General features: G+C 65.9%; 20 protein-coding genes. 12 read left to right on the forward strand and 8 right to left on the reverse strand.

The features are described 5' to 3' along the window. Window positions 1-69 precede the first annotated feature (69 nt). Window positions 70-513 carry a MarR family winged helix-turn-helix transcriptional regulator gene (locus NF699_01820; GenBank protein ID USU05464.1) on the forward strand — a complete coding sequence of 148 codons (444 nt, stop codon included), beginning with the start codon at window positions 70-72 and terminating at the stop codon, window positions 511-513. Window positions 514-719: 206 nt separating this feature from the next. Here NF699_01820 and NF699_01825 read toward each other — a convergent pair whose 3' ends face one another. Beyond that, entirely contained in the window at window positions 720-911 is a 192-nt protein-coding gene (locus NF699_01825; protein USU05465.1) for a YbdD/YjiX family protein, read from the reverse strand. Beyond that, entirely contained in the window at window positions 908-2,956 is a 2,049-nt protein-coding gene (locus NF699_01830) for a carbon starvation protein A (GenBank protein USU06959.1), read from the reverse strand. Before NF699_01830 ends, NF699_01825 begins: the two co-directional genes overlap by 4 nt. A 71-nt stretch (window positions 2,957-3,027) precedes the next feature. Between NF699_01830 and uvsE the strand changes: the two genes are divergently transcribed. Further along, on the forward strand, window positions 3,028-4,194 hold the full coding sequence (gene uvsE / locus NF699_01835; protein ID USU05466.1) for a UV DNA damage repair endonuclease UvsE: 1,167 nt from the start codon (window positions 3,028-3,030) through the stop codon (window positions 4,192-4,194). A gap of 136 nt (window positions 4,195-4,330) precedes the next feature. Here uvsE and acs read toward each other — a convergent pair whose 3' ends face one another. Next, window positions 4,331-6,268, reverse strand: coding sequence for an acetate--CoA ligase (gene acs / locus NF699_01840; GenBank protein ID USU05467.1), 1,938 nt, complete (start codon window positions 6,266-6,268; stop codon window positions 4,331-4,333). A 90-nt stretch (window positions 6,269-6,358) separates the two neighbouring features. Then, window positions 6,359-7,186, reverse strand: a complete 828-nt coding sequence (locus tag NF699_01845) for an alpha/beta hydrolase (GenBank protein USU05468.1) — start codon at window positions 7,184-7,186, stop codon at window positions 6,359-6,361. Between the two features lie 126 nt (window positions 7,187-7,312). Here NF699_01845 and NF699_01850 point away from each other — a divergent pair, with 126 nt between their 5' ends. Next, window positions 7,313-9,058, forward strand: coding sequence for a DUF885 domain-containing protein (locus NF699_01850; GenBank protein USU05469.1), 1,746 nt, complete (start codon window positions 7,313-7,315; stop codon window positions 9,056-9,058). A 160-nt stretch (window positions 9,059-9,218) separates the two neighbouring features. Here NF699_01850 and NF699_01855 read toward each other — a convergent pair whose 3' ends face one another. Next, complete coding sequence (locus NF699_01855) at window positions 9,219-10,616, reverse strand: MFS transporter (protein ID USU05470.1); 1,398 nt, start codon at window positions 10,614-10,616, stop codon at window positions 9,219-9,221. Between the two features lie 83 nt (window positions 10,617-10,699). Between NF699_01855 and NF699_01860 the strand changes: the two genes are divergently transcribed. Beyond that, a complete protein-coding gene (locus NF699_01860) occupies window positions 10,700-12,832 on the forward strand; it encodes a prolyl oligopeptidase family serine peptidase (GenBank protein USU05471.1) in 2,133 nt (710 codons plus the stop codon). A gap of 150 nt (window positions 12,833-12,982) precedes the next feature. Next, the gene (locus NF699_01865) at window positions 12,983-13,321 is read left to right on the forward strand and encodes a WYL domain-containing protein (GenBank protein USU05472.1); all 339 of its coding nucleotides are present in this window, start codon (window positions 12,983-12,985) and stop codon (window positions 13,319-13,321) included. A gap of 24 nt (window positions 13,322-13,345) precedes the next feature. On the opposite strand, the gene NF699_01870 is transcribed toward NF699_01865, so the two are convergent. Next, the gene (locus tag NF699_01870) at window positions 13,346-13,915 is read right to left on the reverse strand and encodes a glycine zipper 2TM domain-containing protein (GenBank protein ID USU05473.1); all 570 of its coding nucleotides are present in this window, start codon (window positions 13,913-13,915) and stop codon (window positions 13,346-13,348) included. 198 nt (window positions 13,916-14,113) lie between these two features. On the opposite strand from NF699_01870, the gene NF699_01875 reads away from it, so the two are divergent. Further along, entirely contained in the window at window positions 14,114-15,124 is a 1,011-nt protein-coding gene (locus NF699_01875; protein USU05474.1) for a sensor histidine kinase, read from the forward strand. 59 nt (window positions 15,125-15,183) lie between these two features. Here the strand turns inward: NF699_01875 and NF699_01880 are convergent, their stop codons facing one another. Beyond that, window positions 15,184-15,660: an Hsp20 family protein gene (locus NF699_01880; protein USU05475.1), complete on the reverse strand. Its 477-nt coding sequence runs from the start codon at window positions 15,658-15,660 to the stop codon at window positions 15,184-15,186. Window positions 15,661-15,913: 253 nt separating this feature from the next. Here NF699_01880 and NF699_01885 point away from each other — a divergent pair, with 253 nt between their 5' ends. From NF699_01885 to NF699_01905, 5 genes are all read left to right on the forward strand, one after another. After that, window positions 15,914-18,358: a TonB-dependent receptor gene (locus NF699_01885; protein ID USU05476.1), complete on the forward strand. Its 2,445-nt coding sequence runs from the start codon at window positions 15,914-15,916 to the stop codon at window positions 18,356-18,358. A 427-nt stretch (window positions 18,359-18,785) separates the two neighbouring features. Further along, window positions 18,786-20,030 (forward strand): lipoprotein-releasing ABC transporter permease subunit, encoded by a 1,245-nt coding sequence (locus NF699_01890; GenBank protein USU05477.1) that lies wholly within the window; start codon window positions 18,786-18,788, stop codon window positions 20,028-20,030. Window positions 20,031-20,055: 25 nt separating this feature from the next. Beyond that, window positions 20,056-20,757: an ABC transporter ATP-binding protein gene (locus tag NF699_01895; GenBank protein ID USU06960.1), complete on the forward strand. Its 702-nt coding sequence runs from the start codon at window positions 20,056-20,058 to the stop codon at window positions 20,755-20,757. Continuing rightward, the gene (locus NF699_01900; GenBank protein ID USU05478.1) at window positions 20,754-21,344 is read left to right on the forward strand and encodes a GNAT family N-acetyltransferase; all 591 of its coding nucleotides are present in this window, start codon (window positions 20,754-20,756) and stop codon (window positions 21,342-21,344) included. The genes NF699_01895 and NF699_01900 overlap by 4 nt, the downstream gene beginning before the upstream one ends. After that, complete coding sequence (locus NF699_01905; GenBank protein ID USU05479.1) at window positions 21,341-21,814, forward strand: glutathione peroxidase; 474 nt, start codon at window positions 21,341-21,343, stop codon at window positions 21,812-21,814. The genes NF699_01900 and NF699_01905 overlap by 4 nt, the downstream gene beginning before the upstream one ends. A gap of 29 nt (window positions 21,815-21,843) precedes the next feature. Here NF699_01905 and NF699_01910 read toward each other — a convergent pair whose 3' ends face one another. Continuing rightward, window positions 21,844-22,425, reverse strand: a complete 582-nt coding sequence (locus NF699_01910; protein ID USU05480.1) for a DUF308 domain-containing protein — start codon at window positions 22,423-22,425, stop codon at window positions 21,844-21,846. A gap of 94 nt (window positions 22,426-22,519) precedes the next feature. Here NF699_01910 and dnaE point away from each other — a divergent pair, with 94 nt between their 5' ends. Then, entirely contained in the window at window positions 22,520-26,017 is a 3,498-nt protein-coding gene (gene dnaE, locus NF699_01915; GenBank protein USU05481.1) for a DNA polymerase III subunit alpha, read from the forward strand. Window positions 26,018-26,026: the final 9 nt, after the last annotated feature.

A 26,026-nucleotide genomic window follows, 5' to 3' on the forward strand; every position in this document is an offset into this window, starting at 1 on the left:
TCAGGAATGCAGCCGTAGATGCTCGCACTTGCAGCATTGTGCAAGACCATTTAATGAGGGTCCTCACATATGTCAGCATCCGAACCCCTCGCATCCAGCCTGTTCAGCCTGTTCCTGCGCATGCATCGTCTGATGAACCGGCGAATGGCCGATCAGGGCGCGTCGCTGGCGCGTACCAAGCTGCTGCTGTTCCTCGCCAAGCGCGGGCCGGCACGCGCGGCGGACATCGCCGAATTCTTCGACAATGCGCCGCGGACGGTGACCGAGGCGATCGACGGGCTGGAACGCGACGGGTTGGTGGTCCGCACCCCCGACACGCGCGATCGACGGGTGAAGCAGGTGTCGATCACCGATTCCGGCCGCCGCGTGATCGGTGAGACCGAGCCGATGCGGCAGGCGCTGATCGACGATGTGTTCGGCGTGCTCAGCGTCGGGGAACAGGCGCAACTCGAGGACATGCTCGGCCGGATGCTTGCCGCGGTCGACGCGCAGGAGGCGCTGCACCGCAGCTAACCTCGCCTATTGCAACCGATCCGGACTGTGTTAGCCTCTGCATCGCCGTCGTTAGAACGGCAACGGGAGAGGTGTCATGGACCGGTATCAGCCGACCTTGTGCCAATGTGGTTTCGGGATACTCTGCGCCGCCAGCGGTGCGGCGCTGTCGATCTGCGCGGTGACTTTCGTTTTGTTGGGGTGAAGAGTTGGGGGGCGGCGATGCGTCAGCAGCATTTGCCGCCATTGCGCCCGCCGTATCGTGCCTTCTGACGGTCACGGAAGAACGCCGCCTCCGTCATCACCGGCCGGTCGGGATGCGTGGCCGCCATATGCTCTACATAGGTGCGGTAGGACGGCACGCCGACCATCAGCCGTCCGGTGTCGGCGAGGCCGCGCCACAGGTCTGCGGCACTCATTCCGCTGCCACCGCATAGGCCGGCACTTCGCTGGTGCTCGGCGCATCCAGCCGTCGCGCGATCAGGCAGGTGCGAATACCGTAGCCGATGATCGACACCACCACCGCCAGGAACAGCGCGCACAGCGCGGCGTCGATGCGGTCGTTCATTACTACTCGGCTCATCTCGGCGAGCGACTTGGCGGGGGCGAGCACCTCGCCGCGCGCGGCGGCTTCGGAGAAGCGGCTGGCGTGCGCGAGGAAGCCGACGCGGGGATCGGCGGAGAACAGCTTCATCAGGCTGGCGGTGACGGTACACAGAACCAGCCATGTCGCGGGCAGGATCGTCACCCAGGCGTAGCGTTCGCGTTTCATCCGGAACAACACCACCGTCGCCAGCACCAGCGCGACCGCCGCAAGCATCTGGTTCGATATGCCGAACAGCGGCCACAGCGTGTTCACGCCGCCCAGCGGATCGGTGACGCCCTGATACAGGAAGAACCCCCACGCCGTGACGCATAACCCGGTGCCGATCAGCCCCGGCACGAACGACGTCGAATTGCGGAAGCTCGGCACCGCCAGCCCGATCAGGTCCTGCAGCATGAACCGTCCCGCACGGGTGCCGGCATCGACGGCGGTCAGGATGAACAAAGCCTCGAACAGGATCGCGAAATGATACCAGAAGGCCATCATCGCGCGTCCGCCGATGAGGTTGCTGAAGATGTGCGCCATGCCGACCGCCAATGTCGGCGCGCCGCCTGCGCGGCTGATGATCGTCGTCTCGCCGACGTCCCTTGCCGTCGATGCGATCGTGTCCGCTGTGATCGGGAAGCCCATCGCGGTCACCGCGGCGGCGGCGCTGGCGGCGTCGGTGCCGACCACCGCGGCCGGGCTGTTCATCGCGAAATAGACGCCCGGATCGATGATCGAAGCGCCGACCAGCGCCATGATCGCGACGAAGCTTTCCATCAGCATCGCGCCATAGCCGATGAAGCGCGCATCGCCCTCGCTCGCGATCAGCTTGGGGGTGGTTCCGCTGGCGATCAGCGCGTGGAAGCCGGACACGGCACCGCAGGCGATGGTGATGAACAGGAACGGGAACAGCGACCCGGACCACACCGGTCCGCTGCCGTCGATGAACTGGGTCAGTGCCGGCATGCGCATCGGTGGCGCCACCACGACGATGCCGATCGCCAATGCTGCGATCGCGCCGATCTTGAGGAAGGTCGAGAGGTAATCGCGCGGCGCCAGCAGCAGCCACACCGGCAGCAGCGAAGCGATCGCGCCATAGCCGATCAGGATCCAGCATAGCTGTACCGGCGTGTAGGTGAACCACGGCGCCCATGTCGCCGACGCCGCGATATCCTGTCCGTAGACGATCGCGAGTATTAGCCCGACGAGGCCGAGCAGCGATACCTCGCCGATCCGGCCCGGCCTGATCCATCGCGTGTAGACGCCCATCAGCAGCGCCAGCGGGATCGTCGCGGCGACGGTGAACATCCCCCACGGGCTGTCCGCCAGCGCCCGCACCACGATCAGCGCCAGCACCGCGAGGATGATGACCATGATCATGAACGCGCCGAACAGCGCGATCGTCCCCGGCACCGCGCCCATTTCCATCCGGATCAGCTCGCCGAGCGACCGCCCGTCGCGCCGCATCGACAGGAACAGCACCATGAAGTCCTGCACCGCGCCGGCCAGCACGACGCCCGCCAGAATCCACAGCATCCCCGGCAGATAGCCCATCTGCGCGGCGAGCACCGGGCCGACCAGCGGCCCCGCGCCAGCGATCGCGGCGAAGTGATGGCCGAACAATACGCGTCGGTCTGTCGGCACGAAATCGAGGCCATCAGGGTGACGCACCGCCGGGGTCGGCCGCGAAGGATCGAGCCCGACCACCACCTTGGCAAGGTAAAGCGAATAGAAGCGATAGGCGATCAGGTAGACCGAGACCGCGGCGACGACGATCCACACCGCGTTCACCGCTTCGCCGCGCGCGGTGGCGATGACGGCGAGCGCTCCGGCGCCGATCAGGGCGAGGACGATCCAGCCGATCCTGCTTGCGATGCCCAACGCGCGTCTCCCCCCGTGTAACCGTTGTGGACCTGCCTAACCGCGGTGGCCGGGGCGGGCAACCGGTGGCGGTCGCGGTCGTTGATAGCGACATGACCGATGCCGCACGACCGCTCAGATTAGGCTTTCCCGTCAAGGTGATGGGCAAGCCCGGCCTCAAGAGCAACGACACCCGACGCTGGCAGAAAGGCCCGCATCTGAAATGCTCGCTGGAGGAGGTCGACCGGATTCTCGACCATCTGAAGGCGCACGATCTGAACATGTACCGGCTGTCGTCGGACCTAGCGCCGTACGCAACGCACCCGAATATGCCCCAATTTCATCGAATGGTGGCCGAAAGTGATGCCGAATTACGGGCATTCGGGGCGAAAGCGCGTGAATACGACGTCCGTTTGTCGTTCCATCCGTCGCAATATGTGCTGCTCAACAGCCCCGATTCCGACCTGACCGCCAAGAGCATCTGGGACCTGTCGAGCCAAGCCGAAATGCTCGACCGGATGGAGCTGGACGACGAGGCAGTGATGGTGACGCACGTCGGCGGCGTCTACGGCGATCACGAGGCGAGCCGGGCACGGTGGATCGAGGGGTGGAACGCCTGCCCCGAGCATGTCCGGCGGCGGCTGGTGCTGGAGAATGACGATATCCGCTTTTCCGCCGCGGATGCCTTGTGGCTGCACGAGCGGACGGGGGTGCGGCTGATCTTCGACTATCAGCATTTCTGGTGTCTCAATCCGGAGGGGCTCGACATGCGGGCGACGCTGGAGCGGTTTCTCGGGACGTGGCCGGATGGCGTGCGACCGAAAATTCACTTTTCGTCGCCGCGGACGGAGATGCGGGAGATCAAGCAGAAGGTCACCGCCAAGGATCGCGCGAGCGGGAAGGTGACCAAGAAGGGCGAAGTGACCAAGGCGCCGGTCAAGGCCAATGCGCGCGTCAAGACGGTGCTGCGCCCGCCGATCTGGACGGGGCATGCCGACTTCACCAACCCGTTCGAATTCGCGACCTTCATGCGGATGGCGGAAGGGCTGGTGTTCGACGTGATGATGGAGGGGAAGGCGAAGGACGTCAGCCTGCTGAAGCTGCGGCCGGACCTGCTGCGGTTCGCGCCGGATGTGGCGGCGCGGTTCGGGATTTTCGCGGAGGATGCGGAGGGGCTGGCGCGGGATGAGGCTGCGTTGGAGCAGGGGGTGTCGGCGGACGAGGAGCCGGATGTAGATGAGGGGGTGCAGTAGCTCCCCTCCCTGGAAGGGAGGGGCTGGGGGTGGGTGGCGTCTTGGCGATATGTACGACCGATGGCTTGCGGCGCCGTATCGTCAGGCATCCACCCACCCCCGACCCCTCCCTTGCAGGGAGGGGAGGAGGAGAGGGCTAGGCTACCCTGTTCGCGACCAGATCGTCGACCACGGCCGGGTCGGCGAGGGTGGAGGTGTCGCCAAGGCTCGACGTGTCGCCCTCGGCGATCTTGCGGAGGATGCGGCGCATGATCTTGCCTGACCGGGTCTTGGGCAGCGCGGGGGCGAACTGGAGTTTGTCGGGGGTGGCGATCGGGCCGATCTCCTGGCGGACCCAGGCGACCAGCGCCTTGCGCAAATCCTCGTCGCCGTCGCGGCCGGCGTTGAGGGTGACATAGGCGTAGATGCCCTGGCCCTTGACGTCGTGCGGCATGCCGACGACCGCGGCTTCCGCCACCGCCTCGTGCAGCACCAGCGCGCTTTCGACCTCGGCGGTGCCCATGCGATGGCCTGAGACGTTGATGACGTCGTCAGTCCGCCCGGTGATCCAGTAATAGCCGTCGGCGTCGCGGCGGCAGCCGTCGCCGGTGGTGTATTTGCCTTCGTACGTGGTGAAATAGGTCTGGAAGAACCGGTCCTCATCGCCCCAGACGCCGCGCATCTGGCCCGGCCAGCTTTGCGTGATGACGAGGTTGCCCTGCGCAGCACCCATCAGCGGCGTGCCCTTGTCGTCGACCAGCTGCGGTTGAACGCCGGGTAGCGGTTTCGATGCGGAGCCGGGCTTCATCGGCACCGCGCCGGGCAGCGGGGCGATCATGATGCCGCCGGTCTCGGTCTGCCACCACGCATCGACGATCGGCGCACGCCCGCCGCCGACGACGTCGTGGTACCAGCGCCATGCCTCCGGGTTGATCGGTTCGCCGACCGATCCGAGCAGTTTGAGCGACCTGCGGTCGGTCTTGCGGACGTAGTCGTCGCCCTCCTTCATCAGCGCGCGCAAGGCGGTGGGTGCGGTGAAGAGCGTGTGGACCTTGTGACGGTCGACCACCTGCCAGATGCGGCTGGCGTCGGGCCATGTCGGCAGCCCTTCGAACATCAGCGTCGTCGCGCCGTTCGAAAGCGGGCCGTAGAGGATGTAGGTGTGCCCGGTCACCCAGCCGATGTCGGCGGCGCACCAGAACACCTGACCGGCCTTATAGTCGAAGGCGATCTTGAAGGTGTAGTCGGCCCAGAGCAGATAGCCGGCCGAGGTGTGCAGCACGCCCTTCGGCTTGCCGGTCGATCCGCTGGTGTAGAGGATGAACAGCGGGTCCTCCGCCGCCATCGGTTCGGGCGCGCAGTCGGTGCCGACCGCGGCGGCGGCTTCGTGATACCAGACGTCGCGCGTTCCCATCGGCACGTCCGCGCCGGTTGCTTTCACGACGATGACCTTTTCCAGACCCGGCGCGCGGGTGGCGGCTTCGTCGACGCAGGCCTTGAGCTTGATGCGCTTGCCGCCGCGGCGGCCTTCGTCTGCGGTGATGACGATCTTCGACCCGCAATCCTCGATCCGGCCCGCCAGCGCGTCTGCGGAGAAGCCGCCGAAGACCACCGAATGGATCGCGCCGATCCGGGCGCAGGCGAGCACCGCATAGGCCGCCTCCGGGATCATCGGCATGTAGAGCGTGACGCGGTCGCCCTTGGCGACGCCCTGCGCCTTCAGGACGTTGGCGAAGCGGCAGACCTCGGCATGCAACTCGCGATAGGTGATGTGGCGGGCGTCCTCGCCCGGCTCGTCGGGTTCCCAGATGATCGCGACGGTGTCGCCGTGCTTGGCGAGGTGCCGGTCGAGGCAGTTGGCGGCGACGTTGAGCTTGCCGTCGGCAAACCATTTGATGTGGAAATCGGCCTTGGCGAACGACCAGTCGCCGGCGATGGTCGGTTCCTTGATCCAGTCGAGCCGCTTGGTCGCCTGATCGAGCCAGAAGCTGCCGGGGTTGCTCGCCGCCGCCTCGTACAGTTCTTCGTACAGCTTGGGGTTGAGGCTGGCGTTGGTCCAATCGCCGCTGATCGGATAGATTTCTGGATCGGTCATCACGCACCCTCGGCTAGGAACCACGGATGCTCTGGCGGCACCCGTGGCATTGACTAGTCAGGCGGGGGGCAAGATGCCAGCCGCCTTTGCCTATCGACCGAGGAAGGTGAGCAGGTCGCTGGTCAGGCGGTCGCCGTGGGTGGCGAACAGGCCGTGCGGCGCGCCGTCATATTCGACCAGCTGGCTGTTCGCGATGCCGACCGATGCGGCGCGGCCGGCGGCGTCGATCGGCACCGTCGCATCCGCCGTGCCGTGGATGATGAGGGTCGGCACGCGAAACGCGGACAGGTCGGGACGGAAGTCAGTGTGGCCGAACGCCTGCGCACAGGCGAGCGTCGGCTTGAGGCCCGCCTGCATCGCCGTCGCGGTTGCCCAGTCGAGCACGTCGTCGCTGACCGGGTGGCTGATGACGCCGACGCCGAAGAACTGCTTGAAGAAGGTGTCGCGGAAGAAATGCGCGCGATCCTTCTGGATGCTTGCGCCGATCTCGGCCAGCTTCTCTTCCGGCGTACCGTGCGGATTGTCCTCGGTTTTCAGCATGTAGGGGACGACGGAAGCGACCAGCCCGGCGGCGATCACGCCCTTGCCGCCGTGCCGGCTCATGTAGCGCGCGACCTCGCCGCCGCCCATCGAAAAGCCGATCACCGCGGCATCGTTCTCCGCGCCCGTGGCGGCCATGACGTCGGCGAGATCGTCCGCCAGCGTGTCGTAGTCATATCCGCTCCACGGCTGGCCCGACCGCCCGAACCCGCGCCGGTCGTAGGCGATGGCGCGGAAGCCCGCATCGGCCAGCGCCATCATCTGCGGGTCCCAACTGTCGGCGGACAGCGGCCAGCCGTGCAGCAGGATCACCGGACGGCCGGCGCCCCAGTCCTTGACGTAGATGTCGGTGCCGTCGCGGGTTTTGACGTAAGGCATGATGCGAAGTCCTTTCAGGCGTTTGCCGGCGGTCAACGATGGCGGCGGATGGCCGTTCCTCACGGGGTGGCATTCCGGCGGCGCGGCTGTCAGCATCGGTGCAAAGCGCGAATCGAGGAGTAGGACATGCGTATCATCCTGGCGGCATCGCTGCTGGCCATCGCCGTATCGGGCTGTTCGCCGGGCAAGCCGGCGGCCTCCGACCAGAATGCGGCGGCACCGGCGGCGACCCCTGTTAAGCCGAGCAACTGGGCGCAGTTCCGGGACGCTTTCGTCGAGAGCTGGTTCAAGCTCGATCCGGCCAATGCGGTCTATCAGGGGCGGCACGACTTCGACGGGCAGTTGCCCGACTGGAGTGCGGCGGGGCTGAAGCGGCAGTCGGAATTCCTGCATCAGGCGATCGATCGCGCCCGTGCCTTCGGCGACGCCGACCTCAAGCCGGACGAGGCGTTCGAGCGGGATTATCTGATCCGCGTCGCCGAGGGGAAGCTGTTCTGGCTCGACGATGCCGACCAGCCGCACAGCAATCCGGCGTATTATGTCGGCGGCGGGCTAGATCCCAATGTCTATATCGCACGACCCTATGCCGATGCGCCGACGCGGATGAAGGCGCTGATCGCCTTTCTGCAACGCGTGCCGGCGGCGGCGGGGAACATCCGCGCCAATCTGAAGACGCCGATGCCGCGATCGTTCATCGATTACGGCGTGGCGGGTTTCAACGGGTTCGCGGATTATTACGTCGGTGATGCCCGGAAGGCGTTCGCCGATGTCGCCGATCCCGCGATGCAGGATCAACTGACGCAGGCCGCCACGGCGGCCAGTGACGCGATGCGTGACCTCGGCACGTGGCTGGACGGCCAGCGTGCCACGGCGACGGGCGATTTCGCGCTGGGCGCCGATCGATTCCAGCGGATGGTGCGGGCGACGGAAGGGGTCGACACCTCCCTCGATACGCTGGAGGCGGCGGGCCGCGCCGACCTGAAGCGCAATCAGGATGCGCTGGCGGCCGCGTGCAAGCTGTTCGCCCGGGGCAAGACGATCCCCGAATGCATCGACAAGATGAACGCGGACAAGGCGGCCGATGGTCCGGTGGCGGAGGCGCGGCGCCAGATCCCGGTGCTGCGCGCGTTCGTTGAAAAGAACGACCTCGTCACGATCCCCGGCACCGAACAGGCCAATGTGGAGGAGAGCCCGCCCTACAACCGGCAGAACTCCGCCTATATTGATCCCGCCGGTCCGTATGAGACAAACATCCCGTCGGTCTATTATATCTCACCGCCCGATCCGGCGTGGGACCAGAAGACGCGCGATGCCTTCGTACCTGGCAAGAAGGACCTGCTGTTCACCTCGATCCACGAAGTGATGCCGGGGCATTTCCTCCAGTTCCTGCATGCCAACCGGTCGCAGTCGATGTTCGGGCGGATCTTCGTGGGGTATGCCTTTGCCGAGGGCTGGGCGCATTATGCCGAGGAGATGATGTGGGAGGCGGGCCTGAACAAGGGCGATGCCGAGACGCATATCGGGCAGATCAGCAATGCGCTGCTGCGCGATTGCCGGTTCCTGTCGGCGATCGGGTTGCATGCGCGGGGGATGACGCAGGCGCAGAGCCTGACGATGTTCCGCGAGCAATGCTATCAGGACGAGGGCAATTCGCGGCAGCAGGCGGCGCGGGGGACGTACGATCCGGCGTATCTGAACTATACGATGGGCAAGCTGCTGATCCGCAAGCTGCGCGACGACTGGGTGGCGAGCCGTGGCGGGCGGAAGGCTTGGAAGGCGTTCCACGATCAGTTCCTGAGTTACGGCGGGCCGGCGATTCCGTTGGTCCGGCAGCGGATGATGGGGGAGGCTGAGGCGAAGGCGGTGTTTTAGAAGGATTGTTCGCGCGGAGGCGCGGAGGGGGCTCGCCCGCGGCAGCTTTATCCTGATGATCCGAGCGTCGGATTTGCCGAACGGTTGGTGGATGAGGGCCGCTGGCGCGGCAGGCGGGACACCTCCGCGTCTCCGCGCCTCCGCGTGAACCAACTTTCTTCTATCTCGAGACCTGCGTGCCCGGCTGTTCGTCTTCCGCTTCGTCGCTGCGGGGGTTGCGGATCGAGGGGCGCAGGCGGGCGAGGCTGCACAGGCCCGCTACCAGCGCGAGGCCGGCGGCGACGAGTGGCGGGGTCATGCCGCCGCCAACGCCCGCCGCCAGTAGTGCCGCTACCAAGGTCGCGCCCGTGGTTTGGCCGACCAGCCGGACCGTGCCGACGAGGCCGCCTGCCGCTGCGGCGCGCTCGCGGGGGGCGGAGCCGATGATGAGGCGGGCGTTGGGTGGCAGGAAAAGGCCGAAGCCGGAGCCGCACAGCGCCATGCGCCACGCGATATCGAAATAGGCTGCGTCCGGCGGCAGCGTCGCGATCAGCAGCAGCGCGGCGATCGATACGGCCATGCCGATGCCGCCGAGGATGCCCGCCGGCACCCGGTCCGACAGCCAGCCGGCCAGCGGCGCAACAATCATATTGATGAGCGGCCAGGGCGCGATCGCCGCGCCGACCTCCGCCGGGGTGAAGCCATAGCCGTGGGTCAGGCGGAACGGCGTCGACAGCAGCAGCGTCATCGATGCGGTGAAGGCGGTGTAGGCACCGACGGCCGATAGTGCGATGACCGGCTTGGCGAGCAGGTCGATGGGCAGGATCGGCTTCGCCTCGTGCCGTTCGCGGCGGATGAAGAACCAGCCGATGCCGGCGCCGACTGCGACGATCGCCGCCGACACCACCGGGCTGTCGCCGTGCACCGCGCTCTCCGCGCCGGAGATGACGAGGCCGATCATACTGGCGCACATCACTGCGCCGAGCACGTCGAACTTCTCGTCGCGCGGCTGCGGCGCGGGGAGGGCGCGGCCGAGCACCAGGCTGAGGATCGCGAAAGGCACGGCGCTGGCGAACACCCAGGGCCAGGGCGCGACGCCGAGGACGAGGCCGCCGAGCGTCGGGGCGAGGGCGGCCGAACTCGACACCACCACCGAATTGATGCCGAGGCCGCGGCCCAGTTGCGTCGAGGGATAGATCGAGCGGATCAGCGCCGACGATACGCTCAACGCCGCCGCCGCGCCGAGCGCCTGTGCGGCGCGGACGACGAGCAGGAACGGCAGGCTCTTGGCGAAGAAGCAGAGCATCGTCGCGACGGTGAAGACGAGTTGGCCGAACTGGTACGTACGCTTGAGGCCGAACTTGTCGCCCAGCCCCGCGAACGGCAGGATCATCATCGCGAGGATGAGCTGGTAGACGGTGACCACCGCCACCACCGCGCTGTTGCCGACGTGCAGGTCGCGCGCGATCGTCGGGAGCGCCACGGTCGCGATGCCGCCGTCGATGATCACGAGCGCGGTGCCGGCGGAGATCGCGCCGATCGCGACATAGCGGCGGGGCAGAGCCAGGCCGTCGGTCATCGTTCTCTCGTCGGAAGCGTAGCGGATTGCGCGGCAACGCTTTGGTCGGCAGAACCGCCGCATCCATGGGAGTTACGCAACCGATGATCCTCCGTAGCCTGCTGCTCGCCTCTACCCTTCTTGCCGCGGCCCCTGCGCTCGCCCAAGTGAAGCCGATGACCGATACCACCACCGCGACCGATCCGTACATCTGGCTCGAGGACAAGGACGGCGCGAAGCCGCTTGCCTGGGTCGAGGCGGAGAATGCCAAGACGCTGCCGCGGTTGCAGAACGATCCGCGCTACAAGACCTTCTATGCCGAGGCGCTGGCGATCGCGTCGGCTAAGGATCGCATCCCGATGCCGAACCAGTTGTTCGGCCGCATCTACAACTTCTGGCGCGACGCCGATCATCCGCAGGGCATCTGGCGGTGGACGACGGAGGCGGGTTACGCCGCCGCGCAGCCGCAATGGACGACGGTGCTCGACCTCGACGCGCTGTCGCAGGCCGAGGGCAAGAAGTGGGTGTGGAAGGGCGCGTCCTGCCTCCAGCCCGACGAACGGCTGTGTCTGGTCGCGCTGTCCGAGGGCGGCGAGGATGCGATCAGCTATCGCGAGTTCGATCTCCAGACCGGGCAGTTCGTCGCCAATGGCTTTGCGCTGTCCAAGTCGAAGCAGGGTGCGTCGTGGCTCGACAAGGATACTTTGCTGGTCAGCCGCGACTGGGGGCAGGGGACGATGACCGCGTCGAGCTACCCGTTCGTGGTCAAGATGGTGAAGCGCGGCCAGCCGCTGGAGCAGGCGCAGGAAATCTTCCGCGGGCAACCGACCGACCAGCTCGGCACCTATGCCGGCGTGATCACCGACGGACAGGGCAACAGGCTGGTCGCGATCCAGCGGCGTACGACCTTCTTCGGTGGCGAGACGCATGTCTGGACGCCGCAGGGCACCAAGAAGCTCGACATCCCAGCGCGCACCTCGCCCGCCGGCATGGTCGCTGGGCAGGTGCTGTTCCAGACCAGCGATCCCTGGGGTGCGATCCCGGCCGGCGCGCTGGCGTCCGCGCCGCTCGCCGAGGTGCAGGCCAATGCGATCAAGCCGGTGCTGGTGTTCTCGCCGACGCCGCGCCAGTCGGTCGACGAGGTGGTGACGACGAAGAACAACGTCGTGCTGATCTACAACGACAACGTGCGTGGTCGTGCGGCGATCTACACGCCGGGCAAGAGCGGCTGGACGTCGAAGCCGGTGGCGCTGCCCGACAATGCGTCGCTCGGCGTCGCCAGCGCCGACGACAAGAGCGACCATGCCTATCTGACCGTCACCGGCTTCCTGACGCCGACGACCTTGCTGCCGCTCGATGCCGCGGCGGCCACCGCCGCCACGCCGGTCAAGACGCTGCCCGCCAAGTTCGATGCCGCCAATCTGGTCGTCGAGCAGCATGAGGCGACCTCGACCGACGGCACCAAGGTGCCGTATTTCATCGTCCACAAAAAGGGCGTGGCGCTGGACGGCACGACGCCGACGATCATGACGGCATACGGCGGGTTCGAGCTGCCGATGCTGCCCAGCTACAACGCCTCGACCGGCAAGCTGTGGCTGGAGCGCGGCGGCAGCTTCGTCCTCGCCAATATCCGCGGCGGCGGCGAGTTCGGGCCGAAGTGGCATGACGCCGGTCGCAAGACCAAGCGGCAGGTGATCTACGACGATTTCGCCAGCGTCGCGAAGGACCTGTTCAGCCGCAAGCTGACCAGCCCGCAGACGCTCGGCATCTATGGCGGGTCGAACGGCGGGCTGCTGATGGGCGTCGAGTTCAACCAGCATCCCGATCTGTGGAAGGCGGTGACGATCCAGGTGCCGCTGCTCGACATGATTCGCTACGAACAGATCGCCGCAGGCGCCTCGTGGGTCGACGAATATGGTTCGGTGACGGTGCCGGAGGAGAAGGCGTTCCTCCAGACGATCTCGCCCTACCAGAACATCAAGAAGGGGGTCGCCTATCCGGAGCCATACATCTGGACGACCACCAAGGACGACCGCGTCGGTCCGCAGCATGCGCGCAAGTTCGCCGCGCGGCTGAAGGAATATAATCTGCCGTATCTGTTCTACGAGGATACCGCAGGTGGCCATTCGGGCGATGCTGACATCGAACAGGGCGCGCGGTTGCAGGCGCTGCAGATGACGTACTTCGCACAAAAGCTGATGGGGCCGGCCGCAGGGAGCCAGACCGCAGCGAAATAGCATGACCCACGCCGGAGGGTATCGGGCCCTCCGGCGCCGGACCGCGGCGCATCCTTTTCGCGCAACGTCGCCTTGCGACGAAGTCAGTGAGTCTTACGTATACGAATGCACTATTGCTGCGATGCAGCACGACCGTATAGGGTAATCGCGATGACCCAGACCCAAGCCGCGACGGCAGCGCCGACCGGGCCGGTGCCGACGATGTTCGAAGCGATCGTCCGCCAGCTTGCCGTGACCGCCACCTACAACCGGGGATCGGTGACGATCGCTCCGCATATCCTCTACACGCGGCACGGCGAGATCTACGTCGACGCCGTCACCGTCGAACGGGACGGAAAGCCGCCGCGTGAGGAGAAGCTCGGCACGTTCAAGCTCGACGGGCTAGGCGAACCGACATTGACCGACAAGGCCTTTACGCCAAGCACGCTGTTCGAACCGGCAGCCGAGAAATATGTCGGCGAAACGCTGATGGCGGTCGAGCGGCGCTGATCGCCTGCCCGACCCCAAGGACATTCAGCGACAGCGAACCTGCGACTGGTTCTGCTCGATCGACCGCCCGGCGAGCGCACCCACCGCACCGCCCAGCAACGTGCCGACCGTGCGGCTGCGTCCGCCGTCGATGACGTTGCCGAGGATTCCGCCGGCTGCGCCGCCGGCGATCAGTCCGGTCGTGCCGTCGCTCCGCTTGCAATAATAACGGCCGTCGTTGCCGGCATAGACGCGTTCGTCCGCGCTCAGCGTACGTTCGCGATAGTTCGAACCCGAACGATAATAACGGGATGGATCGTATCCGTTTTCATACCGGTCGTCTTCCGCAGCGTAATCCTCGTCCTGATAGCGGGGGTCGGCAACGCGCGGTTCGTCGTAATTGCCCGGAAGCGGTGCGGTGCGATATCCGCCCGACCCGGAGTTCCCCCGGCCCGCGCGATACCGATCGAACTCCGCTCGATAGCGGGCAAGCTCGGCATCGAACCGCTGCTGGGCGGCGGCGAAGCGCGCGTCGTCACTGGCGGACTGCGCCAAAACGGGCGATCCGGCAGACAGGGTCAGGGCGGCGGCGGCAACGAGACAGGATCTGAACATCGGGATGTTCCTCAAGCCCGCCCGGTGAGTCGGACGGCGGCAGAGCATACGCAGCGTGACGCTTGGCGGTTCCTGAACAGAACGGGCCAAGAAACACTGGCAGGTTGCGCGATCAGGCAGTAACTTGCTGAAGTGGGGCGGAAACTTGATCTGAATCAATGCGAGAATTCTCTGCCGTTCCTGTGCGGGGACGGGGAGATGATCGAGCGCGTCCGCAGCCATGACTGGGCAGCGACGCCGCTGGGCGCGGCAGCGGACTGGCCTGTCGAGCTCAAGACGACGGTGGGCACGATCCTGGCATCGGACTTTCCCGCGGCGATCGTCTGGGGACCGCAGTTCACGACGATCTACAACGATGCCTTTCGTCCGCTGCTGGGCAACAAACACGCCTGTCTGGGGCAGGGGTTCGATCGCATCTGGGCGGAGGCGTGGGACACGATCGCGCCGATCGCCCGGCGAGCCTATGCGGGGCAGAGTACGTTCATCTCGGATTTTCCCCTGACCATCAACCGGAACGGGGCCGCCGAAGAAGCCTTCTTCACCTTCAGCTATTCGCCGCTACGCCTGTCCGACGGCACCATCGTCGGCATGATCGATACGGTGATGGAAACGACGGCAAGCGTCCGCGCGCGCATCCAGGCGGAGGTGCTGAACCACGAACTCGGGCACCGGCTCAAGAACACGGTTGCGATGATGCAATCGCTGGTGCTCCAGACGCTGCGCGACGTTCCGGACCGGGGCGCGGTGGCTGCGCTGATGGAACGCGTGGCGGCGATGGGTCATGCGCACGACGTGTTGCTGGCATCGAACTGGGCGGCGGCCGACCTGCGCGTCGTTGCAGCCACCGTACTCGCGCCACACGATCCTGGCGATCGTTTCACGCTGCACGGGCCACCGGTAACGCTGGGACCCCGCGCGGTCCTGGGCCTGTCGCTGATGCTGCACGAACTCGCCACGAACGCGGCGAAATACGGCGCGCTGTCGGTGTCGGACGGGCACGTGACTCTCGACTGGCGTATCCATGATGGCGAACTGGCGCTGTTCTGGCGTGAACGCGACGGCCCGGTTTGCACGGCGCCGGCACGTACCGGGTTCGGATCGCGATTGATCGACCGAGGGCTGGGCAGGGGCCGCGTCAGCCGCCGGTACCCGGCAACCGGGGTCGAGGTCGATCTTCACGTACCGACAGCCGAACTGCTCGACGGATGATACATCGGCCTGCCGGCTCCCAAGGGGGGGCGGCAGGCCGACAGAACGATGCAGTCGGCTTAGGCCGCGCGGGCCTTTTCGTCGTGCGTGTTCGCATCTTCGACTGCGGCCAGCGGCGCGCCAGACTTGATCGCGATGGTCTTCGGCTTCATCGCTTCGGGAACTTCGCGCACCAAGTCGATGACGAGCAGACCGTCGGTCAGACGGGCATCCTCGACGAACACGAAGTCCGCGAGTTCGAAGCGGCGCTCGAAGCTGCGGTTGGCGATGCCGACATGCAGGAAATTGGCATTCGCCGCCTTGTCGTCTTTCTTGCCAGCGACCAGCAGCAGGTTCTGCTGTGCGGTGATCTCGATCTCGTCGCGCGCGAAACCGGCCACCGCGAGCGTGATGCGGTAACGATCCTCGGCAAGGCGTTCGAGATTGAAGGGGGGATAATTCTCTGCCGTAGCCGCGCGGGCGTTGCTTTCCAGCATATCGAACAGCCGGTCGAAACCGATGGTCGAGCGGCGATAGGGGGTCAGGTCGAGTCGCATGTCAAATCCTCCACAGGAAGCGAGTTGCACGACGGCATCCACAATGGTGCGATGCCGGTGCACGGTCCGTCATTGGCACCGTGCCGTACCTATCTGGTTCGCTGTCATGCGGCTTCAAGAGGGGCGCACACTAAAAAAAATCGGCCCGTCCATTGATGCCGAAGCATGGCTTTGTCCCGCCCAAGCTTCTCCATCTTTGAATATCCCCCGAACCGATAGAGTTTGACGACAAAGAACCTTCAGGGAGCTTGCCATGTCGTTGACCCTCGCCATTCTGCTGGCCGGCCAGATCGCCGTTTCACCTGCGGACGTACCAGCGCCCGATCCACAGGCCGGGACTGAGGCAGCGCCCGCTGCGGATGAGCAGGAGGCGACCGGCCGTACCGGTCCCGCGGCAAGCAATGCGGACGGCGACATTCTCGTCACCGCCCGCCGCCGTGCCGAATCGGTGCAGCGTGTACCGATCGCGATGTCGGTGATCGGGGGCACCGCGTTGGCGGAGACGGGTACGTATAACGTCAACCGGCTGACGCAGCTGCAACCTTCGCTGCAATTCTACTCGACCAATCCGCGCAATTCCGCAGCCAACGTCCGCGGATTGGGCGCGCCGTTCGGGCTGACCAACGACGGCATTGAGCAAGGCGTCGGCATCTACGTCGATCAGGTCTATTACAGCCGTATCGCATCGGCGACGTTCGATTTTACCGACACCGAGCGGATCGAGGTGCTGCGTGGACCGCAGGGCACGCTTTACGGCAAGAACACGACCGCCGGCGCTATCAACGTCACCACCCGCAAGCCGAGCTTCACGCCGGAAGCTCGGATCGAGTTGACCGGTGGCAACCTGGACTTCTTTCAGGGCAAGGCATCGGTGTCCGGCCCGCTGGTCGACGACAAGGTCGCGATCCGTCTGTCCACGTCGATCACCACGCGACGCGGCACGATCTACAACACGCGCCAGAACGAATGGCAGAACAGCCAGGACAACCAGTCGCTGCGTTCGCAAATCTACTGGAACGCGACCGATACGCTTGATTGGACGCTTTACGGCGACTATAACCGCCAGAACCCCAATTGCTGCGTGCAATATTACGCTCGCACCGGCGCGACGCAGCGGCCGGTCACCCGGCAATATGCGGCACTGGCGGCAGCGCAGGGCTATGTCGTGCCATCGACCGACGCCTTCGACCGCGTAACCGACGTCGACACCCATCTTCGTGCGAAGCAGGAACTCGGCGGACTGTCGCTGGTCGGCAATCTCGATCTTGGCGGTGCGACGCTCACGTCGGTCTCGGCATGGCGGTTCTGGCACTGGAACCCGTCGAACGACCGCGACTTCATCGGGCTGCCGATCACCACCGTCTCCGCCAATCCGTCGCAGCAAAGCCAGGCGAGTCAGGAGCTTCGCATATCATCGAACGGCGTACGCTCGCTCGATTACGTCGCCGGCCTGTTCTACTTCTACCAGACGATCGATACCCAGGGGTTGCAGGTCCAGGGGCCAGCCGCGAGCGCGTTCCTGCTCAATCCGGCCAGCGCCGCCAGCCGGGACCCGTCGACGCTGAATGGCCTGACCTCACGCAACACGATCGGGTTCAAGAATACGTCGGCGGCGCTGTTCGGCAAGCTGACGTGGCACCCGACCGAGCAGCTATCGATTTCGCCGGGCCTGCGCGTCAATTACGATAAGAAGGAGGGGTCGTACGTCTCGCTGGTGACCACCGGCACGGGCAGCAGCAATCTGACCGCCGACCAGCGCGGCGTGCTTGCGCCGCAAAGCTATCAGCCCGACTTCGACGACTGGAACGTCTCGGGCGACCTCACCGTCGCCTACGATGTCAGCGATACGGTGCATTATTATGCGACCTATGCGCGCAGCTACAAATCGGGCGGGATCAACCTGTCCGGGCTGCCGCTCGATCGCAACAACAACCCGATCCTCTCATCGGCGACGATCCGCCCGGAGAAGGTCAATCATTTCGAGCTCGGCCTGAAGACCCAGTTCGCCGACCGCCGGGCGACGGTGAACCTCGCGGCGTTCTGGACGGAGATCGAGGACTATCAGGCGACCGTGACGAACAATCAGGTCGGCGTCCTGCGCGGCTATCTCGCCAACGCCGGCAAGGTGCGTACCCGCGGGTTCGAACTGGACAGCGCATTTCGTCCGACCGCGCGGCTCAACATCTACGGCAACGCCGCTTTAACCGATGCGAAATACGTCCGGTTCGTCGATGCTCCGTGCCCGCCCGAGCTGTCGGGCGGCACGGCGATGACCGCGGGGCAGACGCCCGCGGCAGCTGGCGTATCAGGAATAAGCCCGGACAATTGCGACATCTCCGGCCAGATCCTGCCCGGCGTTTCGAAATGGGCGTTTTCCTACGGTGCGGAGTATAACCTGCCGCTTCAGCTGTTCGGCACCGACGGCCAGCTCTATGCCGGCGTGGACGGCAGCTATCGTTCGAAATTCTCGTCGAACCCGTCGCGCTCGCGCTACACCGACATCGCCGGCTATGCCCTCACCAACTTTCGCGTCGGCTATCGCAAGGATGGCGACTGGAACGTCTTCGGCTGGCTACGGAACGCGTTCGACACCGACTATTACGAGGTACTCGCAACCCAGAGCGGCAGCACCGGCCTGATCGTCGGCCAGCCGGGCGATCCGCGCACCTATGGCCTGACCCTGTCGAAAAGCTTCTGAGCGGGTTGGGAGTCTCGACCGAATTGGCCGCCGTTATAACGCCGTTCAGGATTGATCTGCGATAACCATCGATGCCGGACAGGGGGCGCGAATTGGAAGCTCCCTCCCTCTGCCCGGCGCTTTTTCGAGGTGAGCGCACAGCCCGGAAATGGCAAACGCCCGGACCGTTTCCGATCCGGGCGCCTGCGTGACGAGAAACCCGTCAGCCCCCTTAGGTCGCTTCCTGGAGCGCGCGTTTTTCGCTGCGCTTCCGATCGGCTATTCCCCGAACCACGGCCGTTGCCTGTGTCTCAGATGAGTTTTTGCTAGGCACCCGGGCGGGCTTTGTCACCGGCTATGTGCGGCCGGTGAATCGATTGGCTGGACCCTGTGTCGAATCCGCAACATTTGTTGCACCCCCCGCCGGCGTCACCTAGAGCCTCGACCCATGCTTCTCTCCACCTACGAACGGATGATCGCCCGGCGCTACCTGCTTCCGGGCAAGGGAGAGGCGTTCATCTTCCTGGTCGCCTCGATCAGCCTCGTCGCGGTGATGCTCGGCGTCGCCGCGCTGGTCATCGTCATGAGCGTCATGAACGGCTTCCGGGCCGAGCTGTTTGACAAGATCGTCGGCCTGAACGGCCATGCGGTGGTGCAGGGCGTCGGTGGCCGGCTGCCCGACTGGCGCGACATCGTCGCGGAGGCGCGGCGGACGCCGGGCGTCACGTCGGCGGTGCCGATGGTCGAGCAGCCGCTCGCCGCGACCTATAACGGCCGGGCCGAGGCGGTACTGGTCCGCGGTCTCGGCACCGCCGACGTCCGTCGCATGATCGGCGGCAAGCTCATCATGGGCTCGCTGTCGGGCATCCGTCCCGGCAACGGCCAGATCGCGCTCGGCTCGCGGCTCGCAGAGGCGCTGGGTGCGCAGGTCGGCAGCGAGGTGTCGCTGTTCAGTCCGCAGGGGCAGACGACGCCGTTCGGGACGGTACCGCGCATCGTCAGCTACAAGGTCGGTGCGATCTTCGAGATCGGCCTGTACGATTACGACAAGGCCTATGTCCTCATGCCGATCGAGGATGCGCAGACATTGCTGCTGCTCGGCGACAATGTCGGCATGATCGAATTGCAGACGGTGGACGCGGACAAGGTCGGGCCGATCCTTGCGCCGCTCGCCGACAAGCTCGGCGGCAATGCGGTGATCGCCGATTGGCGCAGCATGAACGCCCAGCTGTTCCAGGCGCTGGAGGTCGAACGCGTCGCCATGTTCACCGTGCTGTCGATCATCATCCTCGTCGCGGTGTTCAACATCCTCTCGTCGCTGATCATGCTGGTCCGCGCCAAGACGCGCGACATCGCGATCCTGCGGACGATGGGCGCGACGCGCGGCGGGCTGATGCGCATCTTCATGGTGGTCGGCACCACGATCGGCGCTCTCGGCACGCTCGCCGGGCTGATACTGGGCTTCATCTTCCTGTTCTATCGACAGGCGGTGGTAAACCTCGTCCAGCTGATCACCGGCCAGAATTTGTGGGACCCCTCGATCCGCTATCTGACCGAGCTGCCATCGAAGACCGACCCGGTCGAGATCATCATCATCGCGCTGATGGCGCTGGTGTTCAGCTTCCTCGCCACGCTGTACCCGGCGTGGAAGGCGGCGAGCACCGATCCGGTACAGGTGTTGCGTTATGAGTGAGTTCGACGCGAACGGCGCCGGCGGCATGATCCGGCGCGGCCCGGCGCCGACCGAAGAGGTCGCGGTGCTCCAGACGAGCGGCCTGACCCGCAGCTTCACCCAGGGCGGCGAGACGATCCATGTCCTGCGCGGGGTCGACCTGTCTGTCGCGCCGGGAGAGATCGTCGCGCTGGTCGGCCCTTCCGGGTCGGGCAAGTCCACGCTGTTGCAGGCGGTCGGCCTGCTCGAAGGCGGCTTCCAGGGATCGATCCGCATCGCCGGCACCGAGGCGGCGAAGCTCGACGCGCATGGCCGCACCGTGATGCGCCGCGATCACCTCGGCTTCGTCTACCAGTTCCATCACCTGTTGCCGGATTTCAACGCGACCGAGAACGTCGTCCTGCCGCAACTCGTCCACGGTGCCGATCGCAAGACCGCGGACGACCGGTCTGCGGCGTTGCTGACCGCGCTCGGCCTCGGCCATCGCCTGACGCATCGGCCCAGCCAATTGTCCGGCGGTGAGCAGCAGCGCGTCGCCGTCGCCCGCGCGCTCGCCAACCGCCCGTCGCTGGTGCTGGCGGACGAGCCGACCGGCAACCTCGACGAACATACCGCCGACATCGTGCTCGCCGAATTCCTGCGGCTGGTCCGCGGCGAGGGTTCTGCGGCGCTGATCGCCACACACAATGAACGGCTCGCGCAGAAGATGGACCGCGTCGTCCGGCTGCACGAAGGCGTGTTGTCGTGAGCCGGTGGGGCGAGACGCCGACGCTCACCGGCGCTCACGTGACGCTCCGCCCGCTGGAGCGCGCTGACCGGGACGCGTTGGTCACCGTCGCCGCGGCCGGCAACCTCTGGGACACCTTCTATGCCAATGTGTCGCAGCTAAAGGACGCCGATCGCTGGTTCGACGCCGCCTTTCAGCAGCAGGAGTTCGGGCGCGCCCGGCTGTTCGCCGTTTGCGATTCGGCGGGGCAGGTGGTCGGCACGACCCGTTTCATGCGGATGAGCGAAGGTCATCGGCGGCTCGAACTCGGCGGCACCTTCTATGCGAAGACGGTGCAGCGCACGGGCGTCAACACCGAGGCGAAGCTGCTGCTGCTCACGCATGCGTTCGAGGCGCTGGACTGCCAATGCGTGCAGATCCGCACCGACGCGCTCAATCAACGCAGCCAGACGGCAATCGAGCGGCTTGGTGCCAAACGCGACGGCATCCTCCGCGGCCACCAGATCGTCGACGGACGCCTCCGCGACAGCGTCGTCTACTCGATCCTCGACCGCGAATGGCCGGGCGTTCGCCAGAACCTGCGCTTCCTGCTCGCGAGGCACGCATGATCACCAATTTCACCGTGCAGTCTGCCGATGGGAGCGCCGTGCCGCTCGATCGTTATGCCGGGCAGGTGCTGCTGATCGTCAACACCGCCTCCAAATGCGGCTTCACCCCGCAATATGAGGGGCTGGAGGCGCTACACCGCCGCTATTTCGATCGCGGCTTCGGGATGCTGGGCTTCCCCTGCAACCAGTTCGGCGCGCAGGAACCCGGCGACGCGGCAGAGATCTCGCGCTTCTGTTCGCTGACCTATGATGTGACCTTTCCCGTGTTCGCCAAGGTCGACGTCAACGGGGCAGGGGCCGATCCGCTATTCGATCGGCTGAAGCGTGACGCGCCGGGCGTGCTGGGATCGAAGGCGATCAAGTGGAACTTCACCAAATTCCTAGTGAACCGCGCCGGCGAGGTGGTCCACCGCTACGCCCCGGCGACGAAGCCGGAGCAGCTCGCCGCGGACATCGAGGCCCTGTTATAAAACAGACCCGTTCCGGAGCATGAAGGGAGTTACACGGCTGGAGCGGCAAAGGCCGCTGCGCCGGCCTTGTGGTTGAGCGCCGACGCCACCGATGCCACGCCGCCGAACACGAAGCTGATGCCCAATACGAACCCCGGCAGGGTCAGGACCGACCACGGCAGCGTCGCCAGCACGTACACCGCCAGCAGGAGGTTCACCACGCCCAGCGCGATCATCAGTCCGCGCCCGCGCCGGAACCGCGCACCCAGCCCGATCTCCATCGCGCCGCGAAGCCCGAGCCAGATCGCAACCATCAACGTCAGCGAGAGCGCTCCCGCCAGCGGAAAGAACGCCATCAGCAACCCGACCACCAGCGACAGCAGACCGAATCCGATCGCATAGCCGCGTCCCTCATGCCCCTTGCCGGCGAACCCCGCCGCGATCGACACCAGCCCTGTGGCGATGAAGAATGCCCCGATCACCAGCATCGCCGCGTATGTCGCGGCGAAGGGATTGATGAACGCCAGCACGCCCAGCACGATCGACAGTACGCCATAGGCCAGTATCCAGCCCCAGCCGGCACCGGCAGCGGGCGGGTTCAACGGGTCGGTGGCGGCGCGCGTGTCGGTCATGGCAGTCTCTCCGTTCACCGCGCCAACGGAGTTATCCACCGCCGGTTCCTCCCGCCGCCTGTTCGAATCACGCGGCCTCGGCTAACGCCCTTCCATGGCCCATTCCGGTTTCGTGCCGCTCCGCATATTCTCGTCCTACACGATGCTCGACGGGGCGATCGAGCCCAAGGCGATCGCCAAGCAGGCGAAGGCGATGCACTTTCCCGCCGCCGGCCTGACCGATCGGAACGGGCTCTATGCGGCGATGGCGTTCTCCGATGCCGCGAAGAAAGACGGCGTACAGCCGGTGATCGGCACGATGCTGTGCGTCGCCCGGCCCGGCATGCCCGACGGCGTCGTCGCACCGCTCGACTGGATCGCGCTCTATGCGCAGGACATGACCGGCTACGACAACCTTTGCGCGCTCGTCAGCCGTGCGCACCTCGATCGCCCGATCGAACTGCCGGCGCACGTCGATTTCGCCGCGCTCGAAGGGCGCACCGATGGCCTGATCGCATTGACGGCGGGCGGTGAGGGGGCACTTGCCCGTCTGTACCACGAGGACCAGCCAGCCCGCGCGACCGACTATATCGACCGCCTTCAGGCGCTGTTCCCCGACCGGCTCTATATCGAGCTTGCCAGACGCGGCGATGCGATCGAGGACGCGGCCGAACAGGCGCTGATCGATCTCGCCTACGACCGCAATCTGCCGCTGGTCGCGACCAACCCCTGCTGCTTCTCGGACAGCGCCTTTCTCGACGCGCACGACGCCATGCTCTGCATTGCGCATTCGACCTATGTCGAAAGCGAGGACCGCATCCGCTCCTGTCCCGACGCGTGGCTGAAACCCGCCGAGACGATGAAGCAGCTGTTCTCCGATTTGCCCGAGGCGATCGAGAACACGCTGGTGGTTGCGCAACGCTGCGCAGTGATGGCGCCGTACCGCAAGCCGATCCTGCCCAGCCTCGCCGGCGATCGTGATGGCGAGGCGGCGATGCTGCGTTCCGAGGCGGAGGCAGGACTGGAGGCGCGGCTCGACCGGATCGAACAACTCGGCACGCAGCCTGCCGACGATCCGGACTGGCGCGACGTCTATCGCAAGCGGCTGGCGTTCGAGGTCGACGTCATCGTCCAGATGGGCTTCCCCGGCTATTTCCTGATCGTCGGCGACTTCATCAAATGGGCGAAGGATCACGACATTCCGGTGGGTCCGGGGCGTGGCTCGGGCGCAGGATCGGTCGTCGCCTGGGCGCTGACGATCACCGACCTCGATCCGATGAAGCTCGGCCTGCTGTTCGAACGCTTCCTCAACCCGGAACGCGTGTCGATGCCCGACTTCGACATCGACTTCTGCGAAACCCGTCGCGGCGAGGTGATCCGGTACGTGCAGGAGAAATACGGCCGCGATCAGGTCGCGCAGATCATCACCTTCGGTAAGCTGAAGGCGCGCGCGGTGCTCAAGGACACCGGCCGCGTGCTCCAGATGAGCTATGGCCAGGTCGACCGCCTCGCCAAGCTGGTGCCCAACCACCCGACCGATCCGTGGGACCTCAAGCGCGCGCTCAACGGCGTGCCGGAGCTTGCCAAGGAATATTCGAACGACAATCAGGTCCGCCGCCTGCTCGACCTCGCCACCAAGCTCGAAGGCCTGCCGCGCCATTCGTCGACCCACGCCGCCGGCGTGGTGATCGGCGACCGTCCGCTCGCCCAGCTGGTCCCGCTCTATCGCGATCCGCGTTCGGACATGCCCGTCACGCAGTTCGACATGAAATATGTCGAGGGCGCAGGGCTGGTGAAGTTCGACTTCCTCGGTCTGAAGACGCTGTCGGTCCTCAAGAAGGCGGTGCAGCTGCTCGCCAAGCGCGGCATCACCGTCGATCTCGATGCGCTGCTGTGGGACGACGAGGCAGTCTACAAACTGCTCCAGAAGGGCGACACCGTCGGCGTCTTCCAGCTGGAATCGGAAGGCATGCGCCGCACGCTGTCGGCCGTTCGCCCGACCAACTTCGGCGACATCATCGCGCTCGTCTCGCTCTACCGCCCCGGCCCGATGGACAATATCCCGAGCTTCGGCCGCCGCAAGCAGGGAACCGAGCCGATCGTCTACCCGCACCCCGCGCTCGAGCCGATCCTCGCCGAGACGTACGGCATCTTCGTCTACCAGGAACAGGTGATGCAGGCCGCGCAGATCCTGGCGGGCTTCTCGCTCGGCGGCGCCGATCTGCTGCGCCGCGCGATGGGCAAGAAGATCAAGGCCGAGATGGACGCACAGCGCGCGATCTTCGTCGAAGGCTGCGCCAAGGTGAACCAGATCCCGAAGGCGAAGGCCAACGAGCTGTTCGACTTGATCGACAAGTTCGCCGGCTATGGTTTCAACAAGAGCCACGCCGCGGCGTACGCGCTGCTCGCCTATCAGACCGCGTGGCTGAAGGCGCATCACCCGCACGAATTCTATGCCGCCTCGATGTGCTACGACATGGCGCAGACCGACAAGCTCTGCATCTTCGTCGACGACATGCGACGCCTCGGCGTGACGATCTGCGGCCCCGACATCAACAAGTCCGACGCCGAATTCGATGTCGAGGAAACACCGGACGGCCTCGCCGTCCGCTACGCCCTCGCCGCGCTCAAATCGGTCGGCGAGGGCGCGATGGAACGCCTCGTCGTCGAACGCTCCACCAACGGCCCGTTCAAGAGCATCGACGACCTCGCCACCCGCGTCGACCCGCGCCTCATCAACAAGCGCCAACTCGAAACGCTCGCCGCCAGCGGCACGTTCGACTGTTTCGACACCAACCGCGCCGGCATCCACGCGGTCGCCGAGACGATCCTCGCCGTCGCCGCCCGCACGCACGAGGGCAAGACCAGCGGCCAACACGGCCTGTTCGGTGCCGAGGACGTCGCCGGCGACGCGATCAAACTGCCCGCATCAGCACGCTGGACGATGGCCGATGCGATGGAGCAGGAAAAGGAGGCGTTCGGCTTCTACTTCTCCGCCCACCCGGTCGATCGCCACGCCCATCTCGCCAAGATGCACGGCGCCCGCCAGTATGTCGCGCTCACTGAACTCCGCATCCCCGAGGACGGCACCCGCGCCGGCGCGACGATGGCCGTGCTGGTCGAGGATGCGCGCTGGCGCACCTCGGCGCGCGGCAAGCGCTACATGATGGCGACCGTGTCGGACGCCAGCGGTCAGTTCATCGCGACCTGCTTCGACGATTCGGTCGCCGCCGAGCTGGAGGACGCCGCCCGCGCGGGGGGCTGCGGCCTCATCACCGTCGAACTCGATCGCCGCCCGGGCGAGGAAACCCCCCGCGTCTCGATCAAGCGCATCCAGCCGTTCGAGACGCTCGCCTCGATCGCCCGCTTCACCATCGAGGCGAAGGTCGCGCATGCCGCCGGTTTCGAGGCGCTATCCAGACTGCTCGCCCAGCACCGCGGCGCCCGCGGCGAGGTGAGGGCGCGCATCCCGGTCGGCGATGGCGAGGCCGTGGTTCTGCTCGGTCGCGATTTCCTGCTCGACATGGAGCTGGTCGAGGCGATCCAGACGATCCCCGGTGTGACGGACGTCGCGCTCGACCGGGTAGCGTCGCAGCTTCGATCCGTGGGGTAGACGGCATCC

Source organism: Sphingomonadaceae bacterium OTU29LAMAA1 (assembly GCA_024072375.1).
Taxonomy (GTDB): Bacteria; Pseudomonadota; Alphaproteobacteria; order Sphingomonadales; family Sphingomonadaceae; genus Sphingomonas.

Bases quoted from the DNA above. Each gene is read 5' to 3' on its own strand.
- NF699_01870 (USU05473.1), bottom strand. From the start codon at position 13,915: ATGTTCAGATCCTGTCTCGTTGCCGCCGCCGCCCTGACCCTGTCTGCC.
- NF699_01895 (USU06960.1), top strand. From the start codon at position 20,056: ATGATCCGGCGCGGCCCGGCGCCGACCGAAGAGGTCGCGGTGCTCCAG.
- acs (USU05467.1), bottom strand. From the start codon at position 6,268: ATGACCGATCCAGAAATCTATCCGATCAGCGGCGATTGGACCAACGCC.
- NF699_01845 (USU05468.1), bottom strand. From the start codon at position 7,186: ATGCCTTACGTCAAAACCCGCGACGGCACCGACATCTACGTCAAGGAC.
- NF699_01885 (USU05476.1), top strand. From the start codon at position 15,914: ATGTCGTTGACCCTCGCCATTCTGCTGGCCGGCCAGATCGCCGTTTCA.
- NF699_01860 (USU05471.1), top strand. From the start codon at position 10,700: ATGATCCTCCGTAGCCTGCTGCTCGCCTCTACCCTTCTTGCCGCGGCC.
- NF699_01880 (USU05475.1), bottom strand. From the start codon at position 15,660: ATGCGACTCGACCTGACCCCCTATCGCCGCTCGACCATCGGTTTCGAC.
- NF699_01905 (USU05479.1), top strand. From the start codon at position 21,341: ATGATCACCAATTTCACCGTGCAGTCTGCCGATGGGAGCGCCGTGCCG.
- NF699_01820 (USU05464.1), top strand. From the start codon at position 70: ATGTCAGCATCCGAACCCCTCGCATCCAGCCTGTTCAGCCTGTTCCTG.
- NF699_01890 (USU05477.1), top strand. From the start codon at position 18,786: ATGCTTCTCTCCACCTACGAACGGATGATCGCCCGGCGCTACCTGCTT.
- NF699_01910 (USU05480.1), bottom strand. From the start codon at position 22,425: ATGACCGACACGCGCGCCGCCACCGACCCGTTGAACCCGCCCGCTGCC.
- NF699_01825 (USU05465.1), bottom strand. From the start codon at position 911: ATGAGTGCCGCAGACCTGTGGCGCGGCCTCGCCGACACCGGACGGCTG.
- NF699_01865 (USU05472.1), top strand. From the start codon at position 12,983: ATGACCCAGACCCAAGCCGCGACGGCAGCGCCGACCGGGCCGGTGCCG.
- dnaE (USU05481.1), top strand. From the start codon at position 22,520: ATGGCCCATTCCGGTTTCGTGCCGCTCCGCATATTCTCGTCCTACACG.
- NF699_01850 (USU05469.1), top strand. From the start codon at position 7,313: ATGCGTATCATCCTGGCGGCATCGCTGCTGGCCATCGCCGTATCGGGC.
- NF699_01875 (USU05474.1), top strand. From the start codon at position 14,114: ATGATCGAGCGCGTCCGCAGCCATGACTGGGCAGCGACGCCGCTGGGC.
- NF699_01855 (USU05470.1), bottom strand. From the start codon at position 10,616: ATGACCGACGGCCTGGCTCTGCCCCGCCGCTATGTCGCGATCGGCGCG.